Genomic DNA, 24882 nt, shown 5'->3' with positions numbered 1-24882 from the left:
TTCAAGTAGCTAAAGGAGTTTTTTATATGATTAATATCAAAAATTTGCATAAATCATTCGGTGATTTGCAAGTATTAAAAGGGATTGATTTGGAAGTTGAACAGGGCAAGGTAATTGTATTAATTGGCCCTTCTGGATCCGGTAAAACAACTTTTTTACGTTGCTTAAATCTGTTAGAAATCCCAACAGACGGTACGATTGAACTTGATAAAAAAAGCATGAATTTTACCAAGCCTGTTCGTAAAAAAGACATTACTTCATTTCGAAGCCTAACAGGTATGGTCTTTCAAAACTATAACTTATTTCCTCATAAAACTGCACTTGAAAATGTTATGGAAGGTCCTGTAATTGTAAAAGGTGTTTCCACTCAAGAAGCAGAAAAAAGAGGGAAAGAATTATTAACACGAGTTGGCTTAGGAGACAAGCTCGACTTTTATCCTTTCCAGCTGTCTGGCGGACAACAACAGCGCGTTGGCATCGCCAGAGCAATGGCGATGGACCCAAAAGTTATGCTGTTTGATGAGCCTACTTCAGCTCTTGATCCTGAGCTTGTAGGAGACGTTCTTCAAGCCATGAAAGACTTGGCAAAAGAAGGAATGACGATGGTGGTGGTAACTCACGAAATGCGCTTTGCCCGTGAAGTAGCGGATGAAGTTATTTTTATGGATCAAGGCGTCATTATGGAAAGAGGGACACCAGATAAAATATTTTCAAATCCTCAACAAGAGCGGACACGTCAATTCTTGAATATGATTCATTAAAAAGGTTGCACACTTTCATGTGCAACCTTTTTCTTTATTTAGCTACTGCTTTTTTCATCAAATCTGTAATGTACGTAAAGAATGCTTCAGCTGTGACATCATATACGACATCTACAGGTCGTCCCTCTTCGGAAATTTCTGTTCTTCCTTGGCTCGGTGTTTCTGTATGCACAATACTCGAAACGGTTTTTACCTTCACAAGTGTTGAATTCCCTGTAAATGCTGTTGTGAGTACATCCCACAAATAATATGTTGAATTGGTTTCAACGTGTACAAGCGGCGGGCAAGCCGCGTAGCACTGCCCTACAAAGTCTACTCCTTCATATCTTCGAAGTGAAGCCCACATTTGACGAATAGCGGGCGTTAAGGGAACTTGATTCGTGCTTTCTAAAGCAACCATCTCAATTTTAATTTTGCTTTTCCATACTTTCGCTACTGCTTCTGGATCCCAAAAAGCATTCCACTCCGCCGTTCCATCATGTTCGGGCTCTTGCACGTTTCCTACTTCTTGAAATGTACCGCCCATCCATACTAACTTGTCAATTTTCTTTTCTATTTCCGGCGCTTTTTCCAATGCTCTTGCTAAATCTGTTAACGGTCCTGTAAACAATAAAGTTGTTTTCCCGGCTGTGTGCTGCAATGTCTCGATTAAATGATCATGAGCAGGGAGCTGACTTATTTTTGTTTGTACTTCCCCTTTTTCATTTAAAATCGGCAGTGCATCTACATAAAACGTATGCATGCGCCACTCCTTTGGAAATGGATTCATACCGCGTGAAGTAGATTTAGCGACCTCAATATCATAACTTCCAAAACGATCAATAATCTTTTGGCTTGCGCTGATACCTGGCTCTAGATATCCGTCAGCGGGAATAACAGATACCCCTGTTACCTTTACATCATCCATTTTCAGCAGTAAAAAAAGCGATACTAAATCATCAATGCCTGCATCATGGTTAAAATATATGTTTGTGCTCATTTCTCTTCTCCTCTTTTCTATGTATTGCTAACTAATAGCTATACCGCTATTTTATAATGAAATAATCTCTTTCGTAATCAAAGTATTAGGAACTTCTTTTACTATTTTCTATAATGGGTATAGAAATAAGGTAGTCTATGTATAGATATATACATCTCATTATAGAAAGGAGAAATAAAATGGAGCAATCATTTTCAGCATTAATCGTAGATAAAAAAAGTGAAGAGCAAGTGGAGGCGTCCGTCCAAGAACTGACGCTAAACGATTTGCCAGAAGGCGATGTACTTATTCGCGTTCATTATTCAGGGGTGAATTATAAAGATAGCTTAGCCAGCATCGCAAACGGAAATATTGTGACAAGCTACCCATTTGTTCCAGGAATCGACCTAGCAGGAGTTGTTTTATCTTCTGACAGCCCTGATTTTAAAGAAGGTGATCATGTCATTGCAACAAGCTATGACATTGGCGTATCACACTTTGGAGGCTATAGTGAGTATGCGCGCATACGCAGCGAATGGATTGTCCCTCTCCCTGAAAATTTAACGTTAAAAGAAGCAATGATTATCGGAACAGCTGGCTTTACAGCTGCTTTATCTGTGCATCGCTTAGAGGAAAACCATACTAGTCCATCTAATGGCTCTGTGCTTGTAACAGGCGCTACGGGAGGTGTAGGAAGCTTTGCGGTTGCCATTCTTTCAAAATTAGGCTACACAGTGGAAGCAAGTACGGGAAAAAGCTCGGAAGCAGCTTATTTGAAAGAGCTTGGCGCTTCCTCTATTGTAGCGCGTGAAGATGTTTATAACGGCAAATTAAAAGCATTAGGCAAGGAAAAATGGGCCGCTGCGGTGGATCCTGTGGGCGGAGAGCCTCTAGCTTCTGTTCTCAGTCAAATTCAGTACGGAGGCTCTGTAGCGGTCAGCGGGCTAACGGCTGGAGGCAAAGTGCCAACAACAGTCTTTCCCTTCATTTTAAGAGGGATTAATTTATTAGGTATCGATTCTGTTTACTGTCCAATGCCTACTCGAAAAGAGATTTGGAATAGACTTGCTAATGACTTTAAGCCTGAAAGCTTCGAACCTTTCATTCAGCAAGAAATTTCACTACAACAGCTCCCTGAGGTACTTCCGACTTTATTAAAAGGACAAGCTCGAGGACGAACAATTGTGAAGCTATAAAAAAACGGAGAAACCTAGGTTTCTCCGTTTTTTTACGAACAGAAGCATGTTATTATGCATCTATTTTTGCTATTAAATCCGTCACTAATTCTTTCATGGTCACATTGGCTAAGACTTGTTCCATGGCATCTTGAGAACGTTTTAAAATCAATTCAAGAACACTTTGAATATTGGCTCCTACAGGACACTCCACATTCGGATTTTCATGCATTTGAAACAATTCTCCTTCTTCCACTGCCGCCACCGCTCGATAAACGTCTAGCAACGTTATCTCTTCTAGATCTTTCAATAGATAAGCTCCGCCAGCTCCGGCTTTTACACCTACGAGTCCAGCTTTCTTTAACATCCCAATTACTCGTCTTATAACAACAGGATTTGTATTTACACTGCTAGCAATCCACTCTGAAGTACTAGGATGACTGCTATCTACTTTAATTAAAGATAGTATGTGAACGGCCACGGTGAATCGACTGCTAATTTTCATTGCTCTCACTCCTATTTTGTTGTAATCATTATAGTTACAACATTTATGAAAGTCAAGCATGCTTTTTTAGGAAAGAATGTCCTCTTCTACCGCCTCATAAAAACGCAGCGTTTTCTTGATTTCCATAGCTTCAGAAAATGCTTTCGTTTTCTTTTTATTCGCTTCTTTATGTTCGTTCACATGTTCCTCTCTTGAGATCCACGCTTGAAAGAACTGCTTGTCTTCCCACTTCGATACAAAGACATATTCAACTTTATCTGCAGAATCTTTTTTCCAGCATTCGAACGATAAATTTCCTTTGGCTGCCTCAATTTCTGTTTTGTTTTTCTTAGCTTTTTGCGTGAGCTGTTCTTCAAATTTCTTTTCTGTTTCAAAACTTGCGTTTACAACAAACATCTTATCTTCCTTTCTAAATGAAAGTAATTCTCATTCGATTATTGCATAGTAATTTTATTTTTTCAATTTATATGGATAAGTTACAGAAGCCCAAAAAGACCGCTGTTTAAGCGGTCTTCTTTTTTACAAATGTTTTCTATGCACTGTTTTTCCATCATACGTAAAGGCGATTGGCTTGCCTTCCATTACCGTTTCTAAATGAACGGGGCGGCCCCAAAGCTGATGAACGTACGGTACCACTTTTTCTAAGTATTTGACATCTAATTCAATTCCTTCATACCAATGTTTTAAATAGAGCTCTCCATTTTTTAGATAGTCTCCATTGGTTACTGTGATATAAGGAAATCCGCCGTTTACGCGCATATTAACAAGCTGATCTCTAACTTCTGTCCACTCTTTGTCAACGATTTTATAGTCTTTTCCTTGTTTTTGGAATAAGTACATATCCTCTCGCATGACTAAATCTTTTGTTAAGTAATTGCGAATAAAGGAAATATCTGATTCAACCTCACGTACCTCAAACATCTTCTCTCTTCCTGATCCCGGCTCCACGCCCCGGCGAATCATATCTTCTGTTGGATTATTGTAGCGTTCTTCAATGTCTTCAAAGATTTTTAAACCTAAATAATATGGATTGATTCCCGTCTTAGAGGGCTGCACAACTCCTGCATTTAGCTTGGCGAATTCTATCGCTTCATCACTCGTTAAGTCCATTTCTCGAATAATGCGCTGATGCCAGAAAGAAGCCCAGCCTTCATTCATAATTTTTGTTTCAAGCTGCGGCCAGAAATAAAGCATTTCTTCTCGCATCATCGTTAAAATATCCCGCTGCCAGTCCTCTAAATAAGGACTGTATTCTTCGATAAATAATAAGATGTCTTTTTCAGGCTGAGGCGGAAATTTTTTAAAAGATTTTGGAGGTTTTGGTTTTTTCTTTTCTTTATAATCCAAATTCCATAAATCATCGTAAGGAGAAATGATTTCTTCTTCCGATGATTCTACATCATCTATGCTCCAAGAAAGCTTGGCACGCATAAGAGACGGATCAATATGTTCCTGAATCGATAGGACAGCATCCAAAAACTTTTCTACTTCACGCTTACCGTGCTTTACTTCGTATTCTTTAATTCGATCAGCGGTCGCTGCCATACTTTCTACCATATCCCGTTTAGTGTTGGCAAAACGGCTGTTATTTTTAAAGAAGTCACAGTGGGCTAACACGTGAGCTACAATTAATTTATTCTGAATAAGCGCATTGGAATCCAATAAAAATGCATAACAAGGATCTGAATTGATAACTAATTCATAAATTTTACTCAATCCAAGATCGTAGTGTAATTTCATTTTGTAAAATTGTTTTCCAAAGCTCCAATGTGAAAAACGAGTTGGCATCCCATATGCACCAAACGTATAAATAATATCTGCCGGGCAAATTTCATAGCGCATCGGATAAAAATCTAAGCCGAAACCGCTAGCTATTTCCGTAATTTCATCAATCGCACGGTATAATTGCTTATAATCTGCTTCTTTCACGACAGCTCCCCCTTTCACTCCTTACTTCAATCTATGTACAAACATGCCAATTCATGTGTTTTCATCAAAAAGAAGCTTTATTTTTTCAAGAAAAGGGGATTTTTATTTAGTTGTCTTAAATAATGGATGTAATATAACTGTTATGCTGCATCATTCTTTGCCTTTCTTATCATTTATAGGGTCCTGTACGTTTATTCTTCTTGCATAATGACTACAACCTCTTTTAATTATGCACTGGTCTTTTGCCCAACATTTACAGCGTAAGAATTCCCGCAAATATCATACACTAATTTCAACTCCTCAAAAGGAGGAACGTTATTAATGGATGTAATTGATTATGATCGAGCTTTATATTACACACACCGTTCACAATGGGATAACTTATTAATTTTAATGGTTCGAACAGACGACGATTTTCTTTCAAAAAAGATTGAACATTTTTTGCACGCCTACAATTTTGAACGAAACTACCGCATCATTCAAGAAGAGCTTTATTCTTTACTACGCTACATTGATCATGCAACGGAATATTCGGAGCACAACCCGGAGCTTCTGGAAGAATCATTGTACTAGTATTTTTGATACACACACTTGGACAAAGAAGGGATGAATTCCCTTCTTTATTTTTTTATGTTGCACTAAAAATATGCATACTTTATTTCAAAAAACATCAAATAATATATGTAAACACATTTATTTTTATCGTTGACATAAAAGTGGATTCGACGTACAATCTTCAGTACATACGCTAAGATATTTCAGTACATACTGGGAGGAACATATATGAGTACTAATAAAAGGTTTCGCACATTAGATTTAACGCTAGCTGGTATGTTTGCGGCTCTTATGGCTATTGGTGCAAACATTACTTCTTGGGCACCTTTTTTACAAGTAGGCGGCGTGCCTCTTTCACTTCAGCCTTTTTTTGTTATATTAGCAGGACTTTTACTTGGGAGCAGAATGGGTTCTATTTCAATGATTGTATACGTATTAATTGGCATTGCCGGCGCCCCAGTATTTGCTCAATTTAAAGCAGGAATTGGTATTTTATTTGGAAGCACTGGCGGCTTTTTGCTTTCTTATATCGTAGCAGCATTTATCACAGGAAAAATTATGGAGATGCGCGGCAAGCCAACTTTTTCTATCTTTTTAATTTCATCACTAGTTGGTATTGCCGTTATTTATTTAATAGGTACGACGTATATGTATGCAGCGGTTAATTACTGGCTTGAAGCTCCTGCAATGACATATGCAGCCGCTTGGAAGATTATGTCGTGGTTTGCGGTAAAGGATCTTATTTTTACTGTTCTTGGGGCTATGCTTGCTCCGAAAATTTATAAAGCCCTACGATCTTCTTCGTATTTGTCAAATACGCAATCAAATAAAGTATCATAAAAGAAGCCTGCTCAAGTTTGAGCAGGCTTTACTTTTATACCGTTTTCACTTTATCTAATACACGTTCTACTTCACCCATTACAGCTGTTTGTACAGCTTCTAAATGAGCAATGCTCGTTGCTTCATCTTCTGACACGACGCCAAAATAGAACTTCACCTTTGGCTCTGTACCAGATGGACGAAGGCAGAACCAAGAACCGTCTTCTAAGATATATTTTAATACATTTGATTTTGGCAATGTAATTTCTTCTACTTTCCCTGCTTTAATATGCTGACGCTCACTTAATGTATAATCCTCTACAACCGAAACATTTAATCCTGCAATGTCAGTAGGAGGTTCATTTCTAAATGTAGCCAAAATATGCTGAATTTGCTCAGATCCTTCTTTTCCTTTAAGCGTTAAAGATTTCAGACCTTCACGATAGAAACCATATTTAGTAAACACTTGCTGAAGCGCTTCATATAGCGTCATGCCCTGCTTTTTATAATAAGCACAAGCTTCTACTGCTAGAATGGCTGCTTGTACAGCGTCTTTGTCACGAGCAAAGTCACCAATTAAATAGCCGTAGCTTTCTTCATAACCGAATTGGAATGTATACTCGCCTGTTTGCTCATATTGCTTAATTTTTTCACCGATAAATTTAAAACCTGTTAGAGTGTCAACAACTTGCAGTCCAAATGAACGAGCAATTTGTGCGCCGATTTCTGACGTTACAATCGTTTTTAACACAACGCCATTAGCAGGCAGCACGCCTTTTTCTTTCTTTTGAGAAAGCAAATAGTGAAGCAATAAAGCACCCGTTTGGTTTCCTGTTAATAACGCATATTCGCCGCTTGGATCTTTGACAGCAATTCCTAAACGGTCTGCATCTGGATCCGTTGCGATTAAGATATCTGCATCAATTTCTTTTCCTTTACGAACAGCATATTCAAACGCAGCTGGTTCTTCAGGATTCGGAGATTTAACCGTCGAGAAATTTGGATCAGGAAGTTCTTGTTCTTCAATAACCGTGACATTTTCGTAACCGATGGATTGAAGCGCGTTGCGAACTGGCTTATTAGCTGTACCATGTAGAGGTGTAAAAACCACTTTTAAATCTTTACCTGTTTCAGAAGCTAGCTCTGGATTAATTAAAATCGTTTTTAGTTTCTCATTGTATGCTTCGTCAATCGCTGAACCAATCATTTCAATAAGACCTTTTTCTTTTAGCTCCGCTTCAGATTGAACAGCTAATGTAAGTTCATTTTCCACAGCATTTACAAAGCCAACTAGTTCATCAGCTTCTTTTGGCGGCAGCTGACCACCGTCTGGACCATATACTTTGTATCCGTTATATTCAGGAGGATTGTGGCTCGCTGTAATAACAATACCTCCAAATGCGTTTAACTCACGCACTGCAAATGAAAGTTCAGGTGTTGGTCTTAGCTCTTCAAATACATACGTTTTAATTCCGTGACTTGCTAATGTTTTTGCTGCTTCCATTGCAAATTCAGGGGATTTGTGGCGAGAATCATACGCAATGACTACTCCTTGGTTAATAGCTTCTTCGCCAGCTTGTTTAATGTACTCAGCAAAGCCTTCGGAAGCTTTTCGGATTGTATACGTATTCATACGGTTTGTACCGGCTCCAATTTCCCCACGCATTCCGCCTGTTCCAAATTCCAATGTTTTGTAAAAACTATCTTCTAATTGTTTTTCATCACCTTTGATTGCGTCTAAATTTTGACGTAATTCAGGATCTAAATTTGGATAATTAATCCAAGATGTATACGTTTCTTTCCAACTCATAAAAAAAAGCCCCCTTATATAGATGTAAATATGTATGAAAAGAGAAAAACGAGTAACCGTCTTTCTCTTTTTTTAACAGTCATATTATATTTCTTCGTCAAAATTTGACTTCCTGCTATTATATTATGGCTGTATTGACAAATTTTGAGGTACTTTTTTATTTTATCATGAAATACCTGTCATACGGTTAACTTTTTCATCTACTGGTACAACTGCGTCATGAAGGTGCTGTTCTAATTCATCCGTATAAGCTTTTGTTTGCTCAGGCGTCCACTTTAACTCTTCGGCCATATGAGCAATCACTTGTTTTTTCCAGCTTCTTACCCAGTTGATATCAAAGAATAAAGCGCCCGTACGTCTAATGAAGAAGTCCACTGGTTTTGAAACCATTTCTTCTTCTATGCCATATTGAATTTGCAGAAATACACTAGCTGGAAGGTCGCTGTTTTTTAGCTGATCAGGACGTTCAATCATGTAGCGGTATACTTTATCTACGTTTGAGCCATAGCGTTTTACAAGCTTTTCAGCAGCGTCACGTGATAACCCTAGTTTGATGCCTTCTTTGACTTTTTGCTCTACAAACGTTGGGAACCCACCTGAACCGCCTACATTACCTCCAGAAATCGGTAAATGTTTAGTTTGACAGCTTTCAAATTCGCGTCCTTCTGCTTTAAAATCTTCAGCTACGCGATTTACGACAATTTCAGCCATTTTACGGTACCCAGTTAATTTCCCTCCAGCGATTGTAATTAAACCTGATTCTGATGTCCAGATTTCATCTTTACGCGAGATTTCAGAAGGATCTTTTCCTTGTTCGTGAATAAGTGGACGAACACCCGCCCAGCTTGATTCTACGTCGTCTACCGTAAGATCAACCGTTGGGAACATATAGTTAATCGCATCAATAACATATTGACGGTCTTTTACAGTCATACGCGGATGTCTAGCGTCTTCTTTATAGACCGTGTCTGTTGTGCCTACGTATGTTTTTCCATCACGCGGAATCGCAAATACCATACGTCCATCAGGTGTATCAAAATAAATGGCTTGTTTTAACGGAAAGCGTTCTTGGTCAATAACTAAGTGAATTCCTTTTGTTAATTGAAGCTGCTTGCCTTTTTTTGAATTATCTTTTTCACGCAGCGTGTCCACCCATGGACCTGCAGCGTTGACGATTTTTTTCGCATAGATATTATATTCTTTATTCGTAAGCTGATCACGAACAACCGCCCCTACTACTTTTCCTTTATCGTAGATGAAGTTTTCCACTTTTGTGTAATTGACTAAGTCTGCCCCTCTTGCTGCAGCTTCTTTAGCTACTTCAATCGTTAAACGTGCATCATCTGTTTTATATTCAACGTAGTAACCGCCGCCTTTTAAATCTTTAGATTTCACCAATGGCTCGCGGCTAAGCGTTTCTTCTGCGCTAAACATTTTGCGGCGCTCTGAGCGTTTTACACCAGCTAAAAAATCATATACGCGCAGTCCAATTGAAGTTGAGAATTTACCGAATGTTCCACCTGTATGGAAAGGTAACAGCATCCACTCCGGAGTCGTTACATGAGGGCCATTTTCATATACGATGGCACGTTCTTTACCAACTTCGGCTACCATTTTAACTTCAAACTGTTTTAAATAGCGTAGACCGCCGTGAACAAGCTTTGTTGAACGACTAGATGTTCCTGCTGCGAAATCCTGCATTTCAACTAATGCCGTTTTCATGCCTCGATGAGTCGCATCAAGTGCAATACCTGACCCAGTAATTCCCCCACCAATTACTAGTAAATCGTATTGATTTTGTGTCATGTCTACCAATTTATTCGAACGTGTTTGACTTGAAAACATACGTCATTCCCCTTTCATTTTTCAAAGATATAAAATTTTTCCAATATACAAAAAAGAGAGACCACAAATCACATATATAGTATGCCTACATATGGATCTGTGGTCTCTCCGATTCTCCAACCAATTTATTAACTTGAGTAAATTATATCATACATGCGCTTTTAATTAAAGGATTTTCATCAAATAATTACTTAAAAGCCATTGTTGCATGTACGGCTTTTTTCCAGCCGCTATATAATTCTTCACGCTTTTCTTCTTCCATACTTGGTTCGAAAGATTTTTCCATATTCCACTGCTGCGCAATTTCATCGCAATCTTTCCAGTAGCCGACCGCTAGACCCGCTAAATATGCTGCCCCAAGAGCCGTTGTTTCATTCACTTGAGGACGTTCAACCGGAACGTCTAACACATCACTTTGGAACTGCATTAAGAAATTATTCTTAACTGCTCCTCCGTCTACACGCAATGTTTTTAATGTAATTCCAGAGTCCGCTTCCATTGCACTTAATACATCTCTTGTTTGATAAGCTAGTGATTCAAGCGTTGCACGGATAAAGTGTTCTTTTTTTGTACCCCGAGTCAATCCAAACATCGCCCCCCGTACATCACTATCCCAATAAGGTGTTCCAAGTCCTACGAAAGCTGGCACAATATATACGCCGTCTGTAGACTCTACTCGCGTTGCATAGTTTTCAGTTTCAGCCGCATTTTTAAACATTCTTAAACCGTCGCGAAGCCACTGAATAGCAGATCCTGCTACAAAAATACTGCCTTCAAGCGCATATTCTACTTTGCCGTTAATCCCCCATGCTAATGTAGTTAACAAACCGTGATCGGACTTAACTGCTTTTTCACCCGTATTCATGAGCATAAAGCAGCCTGTTCCATAGGTGTTTTTCGCCATTCCTTTTTCATAGCACGCTTGACCAAATAAAGCGGCTTGCTGATCCCCGGCTGCTCCAGCAATTGGAATGTTTTTACCAAAGAAATGATAGTCTACTGTATGAGCGTATACTTCAGAAGAAGGCTTCACTTCTGGAAGCATTGATTTCGGTACCCCTAAGATGTCTAGCAGTTCATCATCCCATTTTAAATCGTAGATATTGAACATAAGCGTGCGGGATGCGTTTGAGTAATCCGTTACATGCGCCTTTCCGCCTGATAGCTTCCAAATTAACCATGTATCAATTGTTCCGAATAACAATTCACCGTTTTCTGCTTTTTCACGTGCACCTTCTACGTTATCTAAAATCCACTTCACCTTTGTTCCAGAGAAGTATGCATCAATTAATAATCCCGTTTTGTCGCGGAACGTATCGTTTAATCCTTTTGCTTTTAATTCTTCACAAATACCAGACGTTTGTCGAGATTGCCATACAATTGCATTGTACACCGGTTTCCCTGTTGCTTTTTCCCATACTACTGCTGTTTCACGCTGATTGGTAATCCCAATTCCTTCGATTTGATCCGCATGAACACCTGACTCAGATAAACAAGATGCGATAACTGCTAGGATAGATCCCCAAATTTCACTTGCATTATGCTCTACCCAACCTGGTTTTGGAAAGTACTGTGTAAACTCTTTTTGAGCTACATGTACAACTTCACCTTTTTTATTAAATAACATTGCTCGTGAGCTTGTTGTTCCTTGGTCTAAAGATAAAATAAATTTTTCCATATCAATATCCCCTATTCTCTGTATAGTGTCGTTTCTTTATTGTACATAGTTAGATGGTAAAGCGCATTCATTTTTTCGGTACTACTGCTGATTGAATCTGTGCTGCCTTTTGTTTAGAAACAGCGTAGATAACTGCTAAAACAATCAGCGCTAGACTTAAAACAACCCATAAACTGCTTGACATTTTATTTAAAAATGCCGCTTGGTAAAATACTGCCCCGATTGATCCGCCTACTAAAGGACCCACTACTGGCACCCAAGCATATTTCCAGTTCGAGCTGCCTTTGCCAGGTATGGGCAAGATAGCATGAGCAATACGAGGTCCTAAATCACGAGCAGGGTTGATGGCATAGCCTGTTGTTCCTCCTAATGATAAACCAATACTTACGATTAAAAATCCTACTACTAAAGGATTTAATCCATCTGTAAATTTATTTGCTCCAATTGCTAAGATTCCTACTACTAATACAAACGTTCCAATTGCCTCACTTAAAACGTTTGCAAATGGGTTAGCAATTGCTGGCCCCGTCGCGAATACGCCTAATTTTGTACCAGCATCTTTTGTTTCTTTCCAGTGTGGAAGATAGTGTAAATAAACAACTGTTGCGCCAAGAATGGCTCCAATAAACTGAGCTAAAATGTACACCGGTACTTGTGACCACGGAAAATCACCTGTAATAGCAAGCGCTACGGTTAACGCTGGATTTAAGTGTGCCCCACTCATATTACCAACCGCATATGCTGCCATCGCTACTGCCATTCCCCATCCCATTGTGATAACGATCCATCCTGAATTAGCAGCAAACGATTTTTTTAAATTGACGCCCGCACATACACCAGCGCCAAGGATAATTAAAATCATTGTTCCAATTATTTCTCCTAAGAATGCTTGCATATAAATAACCTCCCCTTTGTATGAAAACGATTAAAATAACAAGAAAATAAGAAAATCCACAATACATCCCCCTAATAAAATCATTAAAAGGCTATACTGTGGATCTCCTATTCTCCCTCACATCTATTAACTTATCTAGAAGTTTACTAGATGGTGAAAGCGTTGTCAAACAGTTTTTTTAAGTTGAAATACTCCACAGTTCTCTATTTGATGTTGTAACAGCAGAAGCCCCGGCTCCTAAAGCATTCAGCACTTCTTTTTCGGTTCGTATTAAACCTCCAGCTAACACTGGAATGCCTGTTTCAGCTTTGACTTCTTGGATTAAAGTGGGCACAATTCCAGGAAGAAGCTCAATATAATCGGGTTTTACTTTCTTCATTAACTCGTAGCTTTTCTTCAAAGCCGTGCTGTCTAATAAAAAGACCCGTTGAATGGCATAAATCCCTCTTTGTTTAGCTTTTAAAATGACGTTTGTTCTTGTCGAAATAATCCCCGCAGGCTTAAACTCCTGACACAAAAAATCAACCGCATATTCATCGTGCTTTAAGCCATGAATTAAATCTAAATGAATGATTAGTTTCTTTTCATGCTTATGGACCTCTTTCATAATTCCTTTTAGCATGCCCACTTGATTGTCTAAAAGAACTCCGTACTCATAATTACTTACTAAAAATTTTTCCAATTGCTTCATATCTCGAACAGCGGGTAATACCGATTGTCCATGAAAACTCATGTTTTCCCCTCTTTTCCATGGTTAGTCCACAAAATTCATTGTAATAGTTTTTATTATGGCAAAAGTTGAAATAAAAAACACCATGCATTTGCATGATGTTTTTAGAAACTGCGTTATTTTTTATATTTAATATTGTAAACGTCGTGGCGTCGGTCTTTTAATTGACGAACCGTTCCCGATTGACGCTGGCGGCGAAGAATTTCTAAATCTACGTCTCCAATAACTACCATTTCAATATTAGGATTACATTCTCCTACAATGCCGTCTCGTGCAAATTCAAAGTCAGACGGTGCAAAAATAGCGGACTGAGCATACTGAATATCCATGTTTTCTGTTTCAGGCAGGTTTCCAACTGTACCTGCGATAACCGTATAAATTTGGTTTTCGATCGCGCGCGCCTGAGAGCAGTATCTTACGCGCAAATAGCCTTGACGGTCTTCCGTACAGAATGGTGTAAAAATAATATTTGCACCTTTATCGGTAGCAATACGAGCAAGCTCCGGAAATTCGATGTCATAGCAAATTTGGATCGCAATTTTACCGCAATCTGTATCAAACACTTCAACTTTGTCTCCTGGGCTAATTCCCCACCATTTTCTTTCATTAGGTGTAATATGCACTTTGTACTGCTTTTCAATTGTTCCATCTCGGCGGAATAGATAGGCAATATTAAAAATATCTCCATTATCTTCTTCAACGAAGTGGGATCCTCCAATAATATTTACGTTATATTTAACCGCTAAATTAGTGAATAGTTCAATGTACTCTTCCGTATATTCTGCTACGCGCTGAACCGCTTTGCTTGGAATCTTTTCATTCAAGAAAGACATTAGCTGAGTTGTGAAAATTTCCGGGAATACGCAGAAGTCGGCTTTTGCGTCATAAGCAACATCTGTATAATATTCTACCTGTGTTGCAAACTCTTCAAATGAATTGATCTGTTTCATCATATACTGAACAACACAAATACGCACTGGGAATGACGTTTTAAAATGGCGTTTTGAACGGCGAACATAATCTACGTTGTTCCATTCCATCAGCGTTGCATACTTATTAGAAGCTAGATCATCAGGAAGATAACCAGGGTTTATACGCATAAGCGTAAATCCGTTCATTAGCTGAAAAGATAGGACTGGATCATAAATTTTATGATGAATAACTTGCTCTACATATTCTCTAGGCGACATTTCAGCTGAATGCTTATGGTAATTAGGAATTCTTCCTCCGATAATGATACTTTTCAGGTTCAATTCACGTGCTAAATCTTTACGCGCTTCATACAAGCGGCGGCCTATTTTCATGCCGCGATACTTTGGATGAACCATTACTTCAATTCCATACAGATTGTAGCCTTCGGGGTTATGATTTGTAATGTATCCTTCGTCTGTAATATCGTCCCACGTATGCTGATCATCGTACTCATCAAAGTTCACAATCAAGCTTGAACAAGATCCGATAATTTCCCCGTCGTACTCTGCACATATTTGTCCTTCTGGAAAAATGGCCAGGTGACTTTCAAGCTGTTCTTTTTTCCACGGATCCATTCCCGGGAATGATAGCTTTTGAAGTGCTAAAATTTCATCTATATCGTCCGGTTTGATGTTACGAATAATCATTTTTTTCTCGAATTTTGATAAATCTATTGTAGACATACGTTAAAACAACCCTTTCTCTCTCTTCATTAGGCAATTAGTTTCCCTGTTTTTTATTATAATAAACATTATTAAAAATTCAAAAAATGAGGTTGAGACATAACGAAATAAATCCAATCTAAAGACGAACAAATTGATGCATTAGCTCGTATAAATAGCTTGTGACACCGCTATTGATTTCCGTGCAACTGCTAGAAGGAACAGAACAGATGAAACCTACGTTCACCATAATAAAAAAACGAACCATGAATCAAAATATTTGATTCATGGTTCGTTTTTTACTTAGGCTAAAATACTTTTGTCCCAGCCTCATTTTCTATTTGCAAATATCTAATTTTATGGATGTTTTTTTAGTAGGATAATTTTCAATAAACCCTGGTCCTAAAGAAACTTTAATACCATCTATTTTATATACATTATAGCGTTCACCGCGATTTAACGTACGAATCTTTACCCATTTTCCTTTTTCTTCTTTTAACAAAACCATCGGTGATTCAATCGTTACAAAACCAATTTGGCCTTTTGAAAGCTTTTTCGTTTTACAAAGGTTCTGGGCGACTGGAGCACTGCTTACTTTGTATTTGTTTTTAACAGCGATTGAATCAAAACCTTGAGAATGAAATTGACCAATAACCACTTTTGTACCGGTTTGAACGCGGTCAAACAGCCAGCGTACCTCTTCATCATACATACGAATGCACCCTGAACTTGCGTAAGTTCCGATAGAACTTGGATTATTATTTCCATGAATAGCATACGTTGTTCCATATGTTCCGCGCGCATTTAATCCTAGCCAGCGATCACCTAGCGGATTCCTAGGATCTCCTCCCCGAATGTTGTCTTTATAATAAGGCCGATTTTTAATTTTATTCACAATGCTGAAGGTACCCTCTGGTGTATAACTCATCTGCCTGCCTGTCGCAACTTTGAACGTCTTTACTAATTTTCCTCCATCATAAAAAGCAAGGGTGTTAGTAGATTTATTAATAATAATAAGTTGATTTGACGCCGCAGACGCATTGCCTGTCAGGCCCATCCCCGCGAGTAAAAAAACAAGCCCAACAAAAAAAACAGCCACCTTTTTCATTTATCGACTCCCCCAATTTCTCTTATATCTATATAAGAAAAGTATAGGATGAAAGTCAAACCATCAGAACACTTTTTATCTTATAAGTCAAAATACAATAAAATCTTTCACGCACCCCTTTTTACTGACAAGAAGCAATAAATGTACATAACAAAAAAACGGCCCTTTAAAGGGACGTTTTTTTTTGTATTTAAAGCTTCACTTCAACTTTTGCATTTTTCTTAAGTTCTTCAACTTTTTTCTCTAATGCTTCTTGTTTCTTTTGTTGTTCAAGCTGCTGCTTAATTTGTGGCTTTACGTCTTCAAGCTTTGGCATTTGAGATTGTTCTTTACCGCCGCTTGCTTGACTTTGGCTTTGTTTTGCAAATTGATCGTAATAATCTTGAATTTCTTTATCTGTTACTTCTGGTGTTTGGATGTCTTTATCTACGTACTGCTGATATTTAATGCTGTCAGCCAGCTCAGACTTTAATTGTGATTGAGTTAGTCCTGCATCTTTTAAAGCCGCTTTAAACTGTTTATCTGTTTTGAACTGCTTTTTCGTTTCTTTTAACTTTTTATTTACTTCTTCATCAGTTGCTTTATAGCCTTTGTTTTCAGCTTCTTGCAATAGCAGCGTTTGACCTACTAAATTGTCAATTGTTTGCTGCTTTACTTGTTTAGCTGCTTCTTTAGATGTTGGGTCTTGTCCCATTTGTTGATATTGGGCTTGTGATGAAGATAATGCCGCATTATATTCTTCACCAGAAACTTTTTTACCGTTTACAACCGCTACGGTTTTCTTCTCATCTACTTTTTGTTTATCTAATTTCTTCTGCATTTCTTTTGCTTGCTTTTCCTGCTTTTCCTGAGCCTCTTTTTGCTTCTCAGTTTGTGCAGTTTTCTGATCATCACTTTTTGATTGCTTTGCATCATCGTTTGAACCGCATGCTGTTAAAGCTGCAGCAATTACCCCAATGAGCAATGTATACATCAGTTTTTTCATGATTAATCTCCTTTCATAATCCCAAACGATTATTAGCTATTCGAAAAAATCATCTAGGGGGCATTGTATATGATATAGGCGTAAAAAGAAACCATTTAGTCTAATTTTAAACATATGTAATAAGATTGAAACGTTCTGTAATCTTATGAAAGGTAAACAATTTCGTTTATACGACTTGTCTAATCATAACATTATTTAGTATGTTTTACATAATTTGCAGAAATTTATTCATCGTACATTCTTTTCTTTAAAGCTTTCTTTACATTAAAGATGACAGTATTTGATCACATAATTTCATGGTTTTTACATTGTCACTTCCACTGGAAAGAAGTTCTTTATCACTTGTACAACACTCAATGAAATGAGCCATCTCTCCAACAAATCCACGAAGGTAAAGATCTCGATATGCTCCTGACATTGGAGAAGCAGAAGGTGTAAACACACGGTCGCTTTCTTTTAATGACTTCCATGGTAAATCATCAAAAGTCTGAGATTCGTGAATAGTCAATGCGTTTACTTCATCAGCAAAAGCAAAGCCATTGTCAAATGTCACTAATAAGTTTTCGCTTTCGCGAGACCACGCTGTCATGCCAGTAAAATACAGGCTCCCTACAGTGCCATTTTCAAACTTCAGCGAAATACTATTTGAAATATACTCACCATGATTATTTCTGAACCCTGCCACGTGAACGACTTCGCCGAACAAGTGACGGACAAGATCAACAATATGTATGGCAGCAAGCTTCATAAACTGCTCTTCATCTTTACAAAAAGGGGTACTGTCTACAGCAAACCTCGCTTGAAATGAACGGACGTTTCCAAGTTTTCCTTCTTCAATGAGCTCTTTTAGTTTTATATAGCAAGGTGCATAGCGCTTCATAAAACCTACCATTACTTTTACGCCAGCTTCCCTAGCAGCATCTGAAATCTCTTTTGCTTCCCTTTCATTCAGCCCCAAAGGCTTTTCCACATAAACATTTTTTCCCGCTCGAATGCAATCAAGCACCAAAGCAGGATGATCTTCAGGCTGTGCCACAACTACTACTCCGTCGCACTTTTCCTGCTTCAGCATTTCCTTATAATCATCGTATGGCGTACCGCTGCTACCAAATCGCTGAAGAGCAGCTTTTGATCTTTCCATACTGCGTGTGGAAATTGCTTTAATTTCTGCTCCCGCTTCAATAACGGACGGATAAATGTTCGTTGATGCGTGAAAGCCTGCACCGATAAAACATAATTTTGCTTTTGTCATGTTTTCGCTCCTATTTGTTTTTTGTGATGGATTTATACAAGTTTGACCATATCACAAGCTCTTTTTGAATGTCCAATTGAAATCTGAAATATACCAATAAAAAGAAATAAGTTGAGACACAACTAAATGAATCCTACGTTTACCATAACAAAAAAACGAACCACTAATCAAAAATCTCGATCAATGGTTCGTTCTTCACTTCGTCTAAAATGCTTTTGTCCCAGCCTCTTTCTTTAATTTATGTATGAATTATAAAACGATTCATACGAATACGTAATCAAATTGTTTTCTTTTGCAAAACACTCAATGGAAACAGGAAATAAGAACCCGTATTTTTTTAAAATTGCAATATTTTTTTCGAATTGCTCGCAGTCGCTTTCTTCAATCGGCCGGTGTTGAATCGCTTCAATCACGGCAATTATTGTCTGAAGGCTACTAATGACTTGCAATGCTTCATCGAGTAAGCCATTATATAAATGGTCTGTACAATAATCTGGGTTTAATAATTCATCAGGATTAAGCTTATCTACAGATACATACCGAGGTAACAAGTCATAGCGAAGCTGTTCAGTCAACTCTTCTATGTAATTCTCCATTTCTGGCGGAGCTGCTTGGGCAATTTTCATGGTTACCCCCCCTTTTTCTCTTAACTTATGTCTCTTTATTTAGCATAACATAAACATAAAACGAGAACTTCAGGTAGTTATTTCCTCCTAATTATTTACAAGTTCTTTTAAAAGATTAAAGGATATTTACTAGTATGTAAGGAAGGGATTAAATATGAGTATACACGGCCAATGGCTAGAAGATAAAATCGCAAAAAATGATGCAGGGCAAACAATTGAAGAGTATTTAAAAACGAAATGGCGGATTCCTAAAAAAACGCTGCATCAGTTTCGGATGAAGAAAAATGTGCTTATAAACGGTGAGCCTTTACCATGGAGAAACACTCTTAAGGAACATGATAAAATGTCACTTCCTTTTTTTGAAGCAGAGCCTAATGAAATAACACCTTACAATGTTGATATAGAGATTTTGTTTGAAGATGAGCACGTACTAATCGTAAACAAACCCATAAACCTAGATACTCATCCTTCATCAGAACAAGACCAAAAAACTCTTTTAAACGCTGTAGCTGCTTATTTTCAAAAAATAGGCCTCAAAACAAAGCCTAGACACGTTCACCGTTTGGACAGCGATACATCAGGTGCTATCTTATTCACAAAGCATTTTGTAGCAAGCTCCGTGTTTGATCAGCTGCTGGCTGAACGTAAAATTAATCGGACTTATATTGCCCTCGTCCAAGGAATCATAAAAAAAGAGGACGGAATCATCAATGAACCCATTGGACGTGATCGTCATCACGCTACAAGAAGACGAGTATCTAGAACGGGACAAGCTGCCAAAACACGTTATCGGGTGTTAAAACGCAATACGGCAAAAAACGAAACGCTTATTGAACTTTCGCTCGAAACTGGACGCACTCACCAAATTCGTGTTCATATGAGTCACATCAACTATCCATTACTTGGTGATACTCTTTATGGAGGAAAGAGATTAAAAGAGCAGCAGCAAGCTTTACATGCCATTAAGCTTTCTTTTATACATCCGTTTACACATCAGCGCGTCTCAGCTGTTGCACCTCTAACTCAGCAAGTCTTTTTGCCTTACAGCAAGTTGCTTTCCTATTAAATATAAAAGAGAGGTTAAGACACAACCAGCTAAGGGCAAACAAATAGAAGAAGTGCGCTGAACCGCTTGAGATACCTACATGAAACCTGCGTTCACCATATCAATAAAAAAATCCGAACGAGTTGAATTCTTTATCAAGAATCTCAATTCATCGTTCGGATTTTCCTTTAACTAAAATACTTTTGTCCTAGCCTCTTTTTTTCTATTGAATTTTAAATTGACGAATCAAGTTCGCCAATTCTTCACTAATCTCTTGCAGATGTTCCGCTGATTGAGAAACAGTAGAAATAGCTCTAATTTGTTCTTCTGTGGAAGCGGTAATCTCTTCAGTTCCTGCTGCTGATTGCTGTGCAATGGCTGCTATGCTTTGAATTGCCGCTACCACGTCTTCCTTATGCTCATCGATACTGTCCATGCTGCTTGTCACATGTTCGACAGCCGCCGCCACTTGTTCAATCGTAGTTGCAATTTCATGAAAAGCTCGTTCTGTATCTCCTACCACAAAGTCTTGAGACTTTGAAAGCTCTTCTGTACGGTTGCATTCTTCACGCGCAGCAGCGACTTCACCTTGAATCGCTGCAATCGTATGGCGAACTTGTTCAGTGGCCTGAGAGGACTGTTCAGCAAGTTTTCGCACTTCTTCAGCTACTACCGCAAATCCTTTGCCATGTTCTCCTGCACGAGCTGCTTCAATACTAGCATTTAATGCAAGTAAATTTGTCTGATCTGAAATACTATTAATCGTGAAAATAATAGATTCAATTTTTTTCATCTTATTTGTTAACTCTTCCATTACAGCTTGAACAGCGTGAATCGTTTGAGACGATTCAGTGGTTTGGTTGCGAAGGAGCTGCATCTGTTTTAAACCTTTTTCATTGATGCTTACAGCTTCAATCGTCATTTTATTAATCTGTGCATTTTGTTCAATGACTTCTTCAATTTGCGAAGATAAACTCATCGTTTTATGATTAGTAGAGTCAGCGTCAGAAGCTTGCTGCGTGGCACCGCTGGCAATCTCATGGATAGCCCGGCCGATTTCCTCACTGGATGCAGTTGCTTCTTCAGATACGGCACTCAAGTCTTCAACAGACGTTTTTACTGTCTCAACAGACGTCTGAACCGTGCCAATCAATGTTTTCATTTTGACTACCATATCATTAAATAAATGAGTAAGCTCACCAATTTCATCTTTTGACTTCGTCTTCACCTGAACCGTTAAATCGCCAGCTGTTACTTTGGCTACTTCATTTTTCAAGCGGCGAATTGGATTAGTAATAATTCTTGAGAAAAAGATGGTTAACACCACTGATAATAAGATTCCAATTAACGCAATCCAGACAATAACAGTCAGTAAATGATGAGCGCTTGAGAGCATTTCATTATAAATAAAGGCATTTCCTATCTTCCAATTCGTCCCTTCGAGAGTATCATATGCCATGACTCTCTCTTCACCTTGAAAGGTATACTTCATGAAATCTCTATTCCGGTCTGCTTCGTACATTTTTTTCATAAATGGCTGATTCATCAAATTTTTCCCAGCTTCTGTTGGATGAACGAGCGCTGTGCCATTTTGATCAAATAAAAATGCATACCCACCGTGATTTACTTCTGCTTTACCTACAATGTTTTTTAATGCATCTAAGTCTAAATCAGTAGCTATAACGCCCAGTACATTTTTAGTATCTGGATCTAAAATAGCCTTTGCAATTGTCACGACCGTCTTTTTTGTTGCTGCATCTTCATATGGATCCGTATAAACAACATCATTAGGTGATTCTACTGCTTGTTTGTACCATACCCTTGAAGTCGGATCATAGTTTGAACCAAACTCTCGTTTGGGAACAGAATACATTCCTTTATTTTGAGTGCCTATGTATTCAAGTGCTAGGTTTGGATACTTTTCTTTAAACTGCGTAAACTCTTTTTGAACTGTGTTCCATGTAAAATACGGATTTTTCTCTTGGTTTGTTTGATCTCCTTCCTGCTTAACAAAATTAACAATTACATCGTTTTCACTATACGTCAGCAAAGAACGACTATACATGTCTAAGTATGTATGAATGGTTTCTTTTAACTCTTTCACTTGACTTTGAGACTGAACTTCTACATCTTTTTCTATTTGCGTTTTGGTAAATTGATAAACAGCCCCTGAAACAACTAATAATAAAATAGCTATAAAAATACTAAAAAATACTACGAGCTTTGCACTTAACCTCTTCATTCCCTCACCCTTCTACAAAAATCTTTATATTACTAATAACGGCTTTTCATTTTCATTTTTGAAGAAGTTTTTGTGATTTATTTCAAATTCCCGCAAAATAAAACCAGCGCATCCTTTCATAACGAAAGAACGTGCTGGTCTTATTTTTGCTTTTCGTATGCATCAGGTTCAATATGAACAAGCGTATCTTTAATTTGATGCTCATCGTTCATCATATGTTCAATTTGATCGGCAATTTCATGGCTTTTGATAACATTTAAATGGGGATCTACTTTAACAGTTACATCAATCACAACTTGATTACCAAGCTTGCGCGCTTTCACATCTTCTACTTCTTTTACACCTTCTACAAGCTCGATGCTTTCTTTGTAGTGCCCTAACTTTTCTTCATCAAATCCGTCCGTTAAGGAATGAGCCGCTTCTTTAAAAATCTCAATGGCTGTTTTACAAATAATAATTCCCACAGCAAAAGCAGCTACCACATCCAGCCATGGCAAGCCGAATTGTGAGCCGAAAATTCCCACAACAGCCCCTATACTCACAAGTGCATCAGACAAATTATCTTTAGCAACCGCATATAAAGACTGGCTATCAAGTTTTTTAGCAAGCTTAATATTATATCGGTAAACACCACCCATAATAGCAGCCGCTCCAAGACCTACCCAAGCAGCCAGTAAATTAGGAGCTTCAGATTTGTCCATAAATAATGACTGACCCGCATCAACCAATACTTCTAGTCCGATGACCATCATGATAAAAGAAGCAATAAGTGAAGAAATATGTTCCGCTCTGGAATGTCCATAGGGATGATCATTATCACGAGGTTTTTTAGAGATTTTTAAGCCGACCAAGACGGCAATCGATGCAATAATATCTGTAACATTATTAAGACCGTCGGCTTTTAATGCAGAGGAAGCGGTGACACCCGCAATGATAAGTTTACATGTTGATAAAAAGATATATGATAAGATACTAACCCAAGCGCCTTTTTGGGCTTGCTCATAGTAGTTCTCCATCCCTTCCACTCCTTTATTCAAAATAAGCAAACTTAGTGTAACAAATGGATTTCGTGTGGGTCTATAGAAACATTATTGGCTGCTAACATACAAATAGAGAATGTTAAACTCTTTAGCTTTCTGCAAAACAAGTTGCCTTTACTCAACACTTTAAACGTTTAAGATCTTTCTAAATGTGGCACTTCATGTAGAAGGACATTTTTTAAAATCGCCCTGTAAAATTGTTTACTATTTTTTAAAGGGTGTGATTTTTATCACAGCTGAAGCAATTTATTCTTGTTACACTAACATTGTGAAAAACATCACAAAATAAAATTCAAAGGATGATACAAATGAAAACACAATTCACACCAAAAACACGAAAAGTTGCTGTTATCGGAACTGGTTTTGTTGGCTCAAGCTACGCTTTTTCAATGGTGAATCAAGGTATTGCCAATGAATTAGTGTTAATCGATATGAACAAAGAAAAAGCAGAAGGTGAAGCACGTGATATCAATCATGGAATGCCATTTGCCACACCGATGAAAATCTGGGCTGGAGATTATAAAGACTGTGCTGACGCTGATTTAGTAGTTATTACAGCGGGCGCTAATCAAGCTCCAGGGGAAACACGCTTAGATCTAGTTGAAAAAAACGTTAAAATTTTTGAATGCATTGTAAAAGATATTATGAACAGCGGATTTGACGGCATCATTTTAGTGGCAACAAATCCAGTTGATATTCTCGCACATGTTACACAAAAAGTATCAGGATTACCAAACGAACGGGTAATTGGTTCAGGAACGATTCTTGACACAGCTCGCTTCCGCTACTTGTTAAGCGACTATTTCGAAGTAGATTCTCGCAACGTCCACGCTTATATTATGGGGGAACATGGAGATACGGAATTTCCTGTTTGGAGCCACGCGCAAATTGGCGGTGTGAAGCTCGAACATTTTATCAATACTGCCGCTATTGAAAAAGAACCGGATATGCAGCATCTATTCGAACAAACCCGCGATGCGGCTTACCATATTATTAATCGAAAAGGAGCGACTTATTACGGAATTGCAATGGGGCTTGTACGCATTACCAAGGCTATTTTAGATGATGAAAATTCTATTTTAACAGTATCTGCTTTATTAGAAGGACAATATGGTATTTCTGATGTGTATATCGGCGTACCAGCTATCATTAATAAAAACGGCGTGCGTCAAATTATTGAATTGAATTTAACCCCTCACGAACAGCAGCAGCTCGAGCACTCTGCTAGCATACTTAAGCAAACTCGCGACAGAGCTTTTGTGTAACATCTAAAGATTTTTGCGGGGGACT

Annotated in this window: 22 protein-coding genes; 6 read left to right on the top strand and 16 right to left on the bottom strand. The window is 38.1% G+C overall.

Annotated elements, in window-relative coordinates:
* Positions 1–26 precede the first annotated feature (26 nt).
* Positions 27–761, top strand: a complete 735-nt coding sequence (locus tag ACFX4W_RS03445; protein ID WP_043981696.1) for an amino acid ABC transporter ATP-binding protein — start codon at positions 27–29, stop codon at positions 759–761.
* Between the two features lie 34 nt (positions 762–795).
* Here ACFX4W_RS03445 and ACFX4W_RS03440 read toward each other — a convergent pair whose 3' ends face one another.
* The gene (locus ACFX4W_RS03440) at positions 796–1740 is read right to left on the bottom strand and encodes a nucleoside hydrolase (RefSeq protein WP_043981695.1); all 945 of its coding nucleotides are present in this window, start codon (positions 1738–1740) and stop codon (positions 796–798) included.
* Between the two features lie 179 nt (positions 1741–1919).
* Here ACFX4W_RS03440 and ACFX4W_RS03435 point away from each other — a divergent pair, with 179 nt between their 5' ends.
* Positions 1920–2915 (top strand): NADPH:quinone oxidoreductase family protein, encoded by a 996-nt coding sequence (locus tag ACFX4W_RS03435; protein ID WP_043981694.1) that lies wholly within the window; start codon positions 1920–1922, stop codon positions 2913–2915.
* A gap of 52 nt (positions 2916–2967) precedes the next feature.
* Here the strand turns inward: ACFX4W_RS03435 and ACFX4W_RS03430 are convergent, their stop codons facing one another.
* From ACFX4W_RS03430 to ACFX4W_RS03420, 3 genes are all read right to left on the bottom strand, one after another.
* The gene (locus ACFX4W_RS03430; RefSeq protein WP_043981693.1) at positions 2968–3399 is read right to left on the bottom strand and encodes an Rrf2 family transcriptional regulator; all 432 of its coding nucleotides are present in this window, start codon (positions 3397–3399) and stop codon (positions 2968–2970) included.
* A gap of 66 nt (positions 3400–3465) precedes the next feature.
* Positions 3466–3795: an antibiotic biosynthesis monooxygenase family protein gene (locus tag ACFX4W_RS03425; protein WP_043981692.1), complete on the bottom strand. Its 330-nt coding sequence runs from the start codon at positions 3793–3795 to the stop codon at positions 3466–3468.
* Between the two features lie 123 nt (positions 3796–3918).
* On the bottom strand, positions 3919–5328 hold the full coding sequence (locus ACFX4W_RS03420; protein ID WP_013055269.1) for a SpoVR family protein: 1410 nt from the start codon (positions 5326–5328) through the stop codon (positions 3919–3921).
* 321 nt (positions 5329–5649) lie between these two features.
* On the opposite strand from ACFX4W_RS03420, the gene ACFX4W_RS03415 reads away from it, so the two are divergent.
* Positions 5650–5901, top strand: coding sequence for a YhdB family protein (locus tag ACFX4W_RS03415; RefSeq protein WP_013055267.1), 252 nt, complete (start codon positions 5650–5652; stop codon positions 5899–5901).
* A 210-nt stretch (positions 5902–6111) separates the two neighbouring features.
* Positions 6112–6723, top strand: a complete 612-nt coding sequence (locus tag ACFX4W_RS03410) for a biotin transporter BioY (RefSeq protein ID WP_028410248.1) — start codon at positions 6112–6114, stop codon at positions 6721–6723.
* A 34-nt stretch (positions 6724–6757) separates the two neighbouring features.
* Here ACFX4W_RS03410 and ACFX4W_RS03405 read toward each other — a convergent pair whose 3' ends face one another.
* From ACFX4W_RS03405 to ACFX4W_RS03360, 10 genes are all read right to left on the bottom strand, one after another.
* Entirely contained in the window at positions 6758–8512 is a 1755-nt protein-coding gene (locus tag ACFX4W_RS03405) for a phospho-sugar mutase (RefSeq protein ID WP_047931542.1), read from the bottom strand.
* Positions 8513–8677: 165 nt separating this feature from the next.
* Positions 8678–10357 (bottom strand): glycerol-3-phosphate dehydrogenase/oxidase, encoded by a 1680-nt coding sequence (locus tag ACFX4W_RS03400; RefSeq protein WP_043981690.1) that lies wholly within the window; start codon positions 10355–10357, stop codon positions 8678–8680.
* A gap of 187 nt (positions 10358–10544) precedes the next feature.
* Positions 10545–12035, bottom strand: coding sequence for a glycerol kinase GlpK (gene glpK, locus ACFX4W_RS03395; RefSeq protein WP_043981689.1), 1491 nt, complete (start codon positions 12033–12035; stop codon positions 10545–10547).
* Positions 12036–12102: 67 nt separating this feature from the next.
* A complete protein-coding gene (locus tag ACFX4W_RS03390; RefSeq protein ID WP_025752994.1) occupies positions 12103–12930 on the bottom strand; it encodes an MIP/aquaporin family protein in 828 nt (275 codons plus the stop codon).
* Positions 12931–13108: 178 nt separating this feature from the next.
* Entirely contained in the window at positions 13109–13663 is a 555-nt protein-coding gene (locus tag ACFX4W_RS03385) for a glycerol-3-phosphate responsive antiterminator (protein ID WP_043981688.1), read from the bottom strand.
* 113 nt (positions 13664–13776) lie between these two features.
* Positions 13777–15315 carry a carbon-nitrogen hydrolase family protein gene (locus ACFX4W_RS03380; protein WP_013055260.1) on the bottom strand — a complete coding sequence of 513 codons (1539 nt, stop codon included), beginning with the start codon at positions 15313–15315 and terminating at the stop codon, positions 13777–13779.
* A gap of 316 nt (positions 15316–15631) precedes the next feature.
* Positions 15632–16402 (bottom strand): L,D-transpeptidase, encoded by a 771-nt coding sequence (locus tag ACFX4W_RS03375; protein WP_043981687.1) that lies wholly within the window; start codon positions 16400–16402, stop codon positions 15632–15634.
* A 190-nt stretch (positions 16403–16592) separates the two neighbouring features.
* Positions 16593–17387: a SurA N-terminal domain-containing protein gene (locus ACFX4W_RS03370; RefSeq protein ID WP_034654560.1), complete on the bottom strand. Its 795-nt coding sequence runs from the start codon at positions 17385–17387 to the stop codon at positions 16593–16595.
* A gap of 259 nt (positions 17388–17646) precedes the next feature.
* Positions 17647–18639 (bottom strand): Gfo/Idh/MocA family protein, encoded by a 993-nt coding sequence (locus tag ACFX4W_RS03365; protein ID WP_043981686.1) that lies wholly within the window; start codon positions 18637–18639, stop codon positions 17647–17649.
* A 233-nt stretch (positions 18640–18872) separates the two neighbouring features.
* On the bottom strand, positions 18873–19265 hold the full coding sequence (locus ACFX4W_RS03360; protein WP_013081630.1) for a YhcU family protein: 393 nt from the start codon (positions 19263–19265) through the stop codon (positions 18873–18875).
* Positions 19266–19419: 154 nt separating this feature from the next.
* Here ACFX4W_RS03360 and ACFX4W_RS03355 point away from each other — a divergent pair, with 154 nt between their 5' ends.
* Entirely contained in the window at positions 19420–20331 is a 912-nt protein-coding gene (locus ACFX4W_RS03355) for an RluA family pseudouridine synthase (RefSeq protein ID WP_043981685.1), read from the top strand.
* Between the two features lie 202 nt (positions 20332–20533).
* Here ACFX4W_RS03355 and ACFX4W_RS03350 read toward each other — a convergent pair whose 3' ends face one another.
* Positions 20534–22552 (bottom strand): methyl-accepting chemotaxis protein, encoded by a 2019-nt coding sequence (locus tag ACFX4W_RS03350; protein WP_377559235.1) that lies wholly within the window; start codon positions 22550–22552, stop codon positions 20534–20536.
* Between the two features lie 140 nt (positions 22553–22692).
* Positions 22693–23568 (bottom strand): cation diffusion facilitator family transporter, encoded by an 876-nt coding sequence (locus ACFX4W_RS03345; protein ID WP_043981683.1) that lies wholly within the window; start codon positions 23566–23568, stop codon positions 22693–22695.
* Positions 23569–23900: 332 nt separating this feature from the next.
* Here ACFX4W_RS03345 and ACFX4W_RS03340 point away from each other — a divergent pair, with 332 nt between their 5' ends.
* On the top strand, positions 23901–24857 hold the full coding sequence (locus ACFX4W_RS03340; RefSeq protein ID WP_013081626.1) for an L-lactate dehydrogenase: 957 nt from the start codon (positions 23901–23903) through the stop codon (positions 24855–24857).
* Positions 24858–24882: the final 25 nt, after the last annotated feature.

Source organism: Priestia sp. YIM B13489 (assembly GCF_042787645.1).
GTDB classification, from domain to species: domain Bacteria; phylum Bacillota; class Bacilli; order Bacillales; family Bacillaceae_H; genus Priestia; species Priestia megaterium.
Note: the sequence above shows the minus strand (reverse complement) of the source record. Positions and strands in the feature narration are given on the sequence as shown.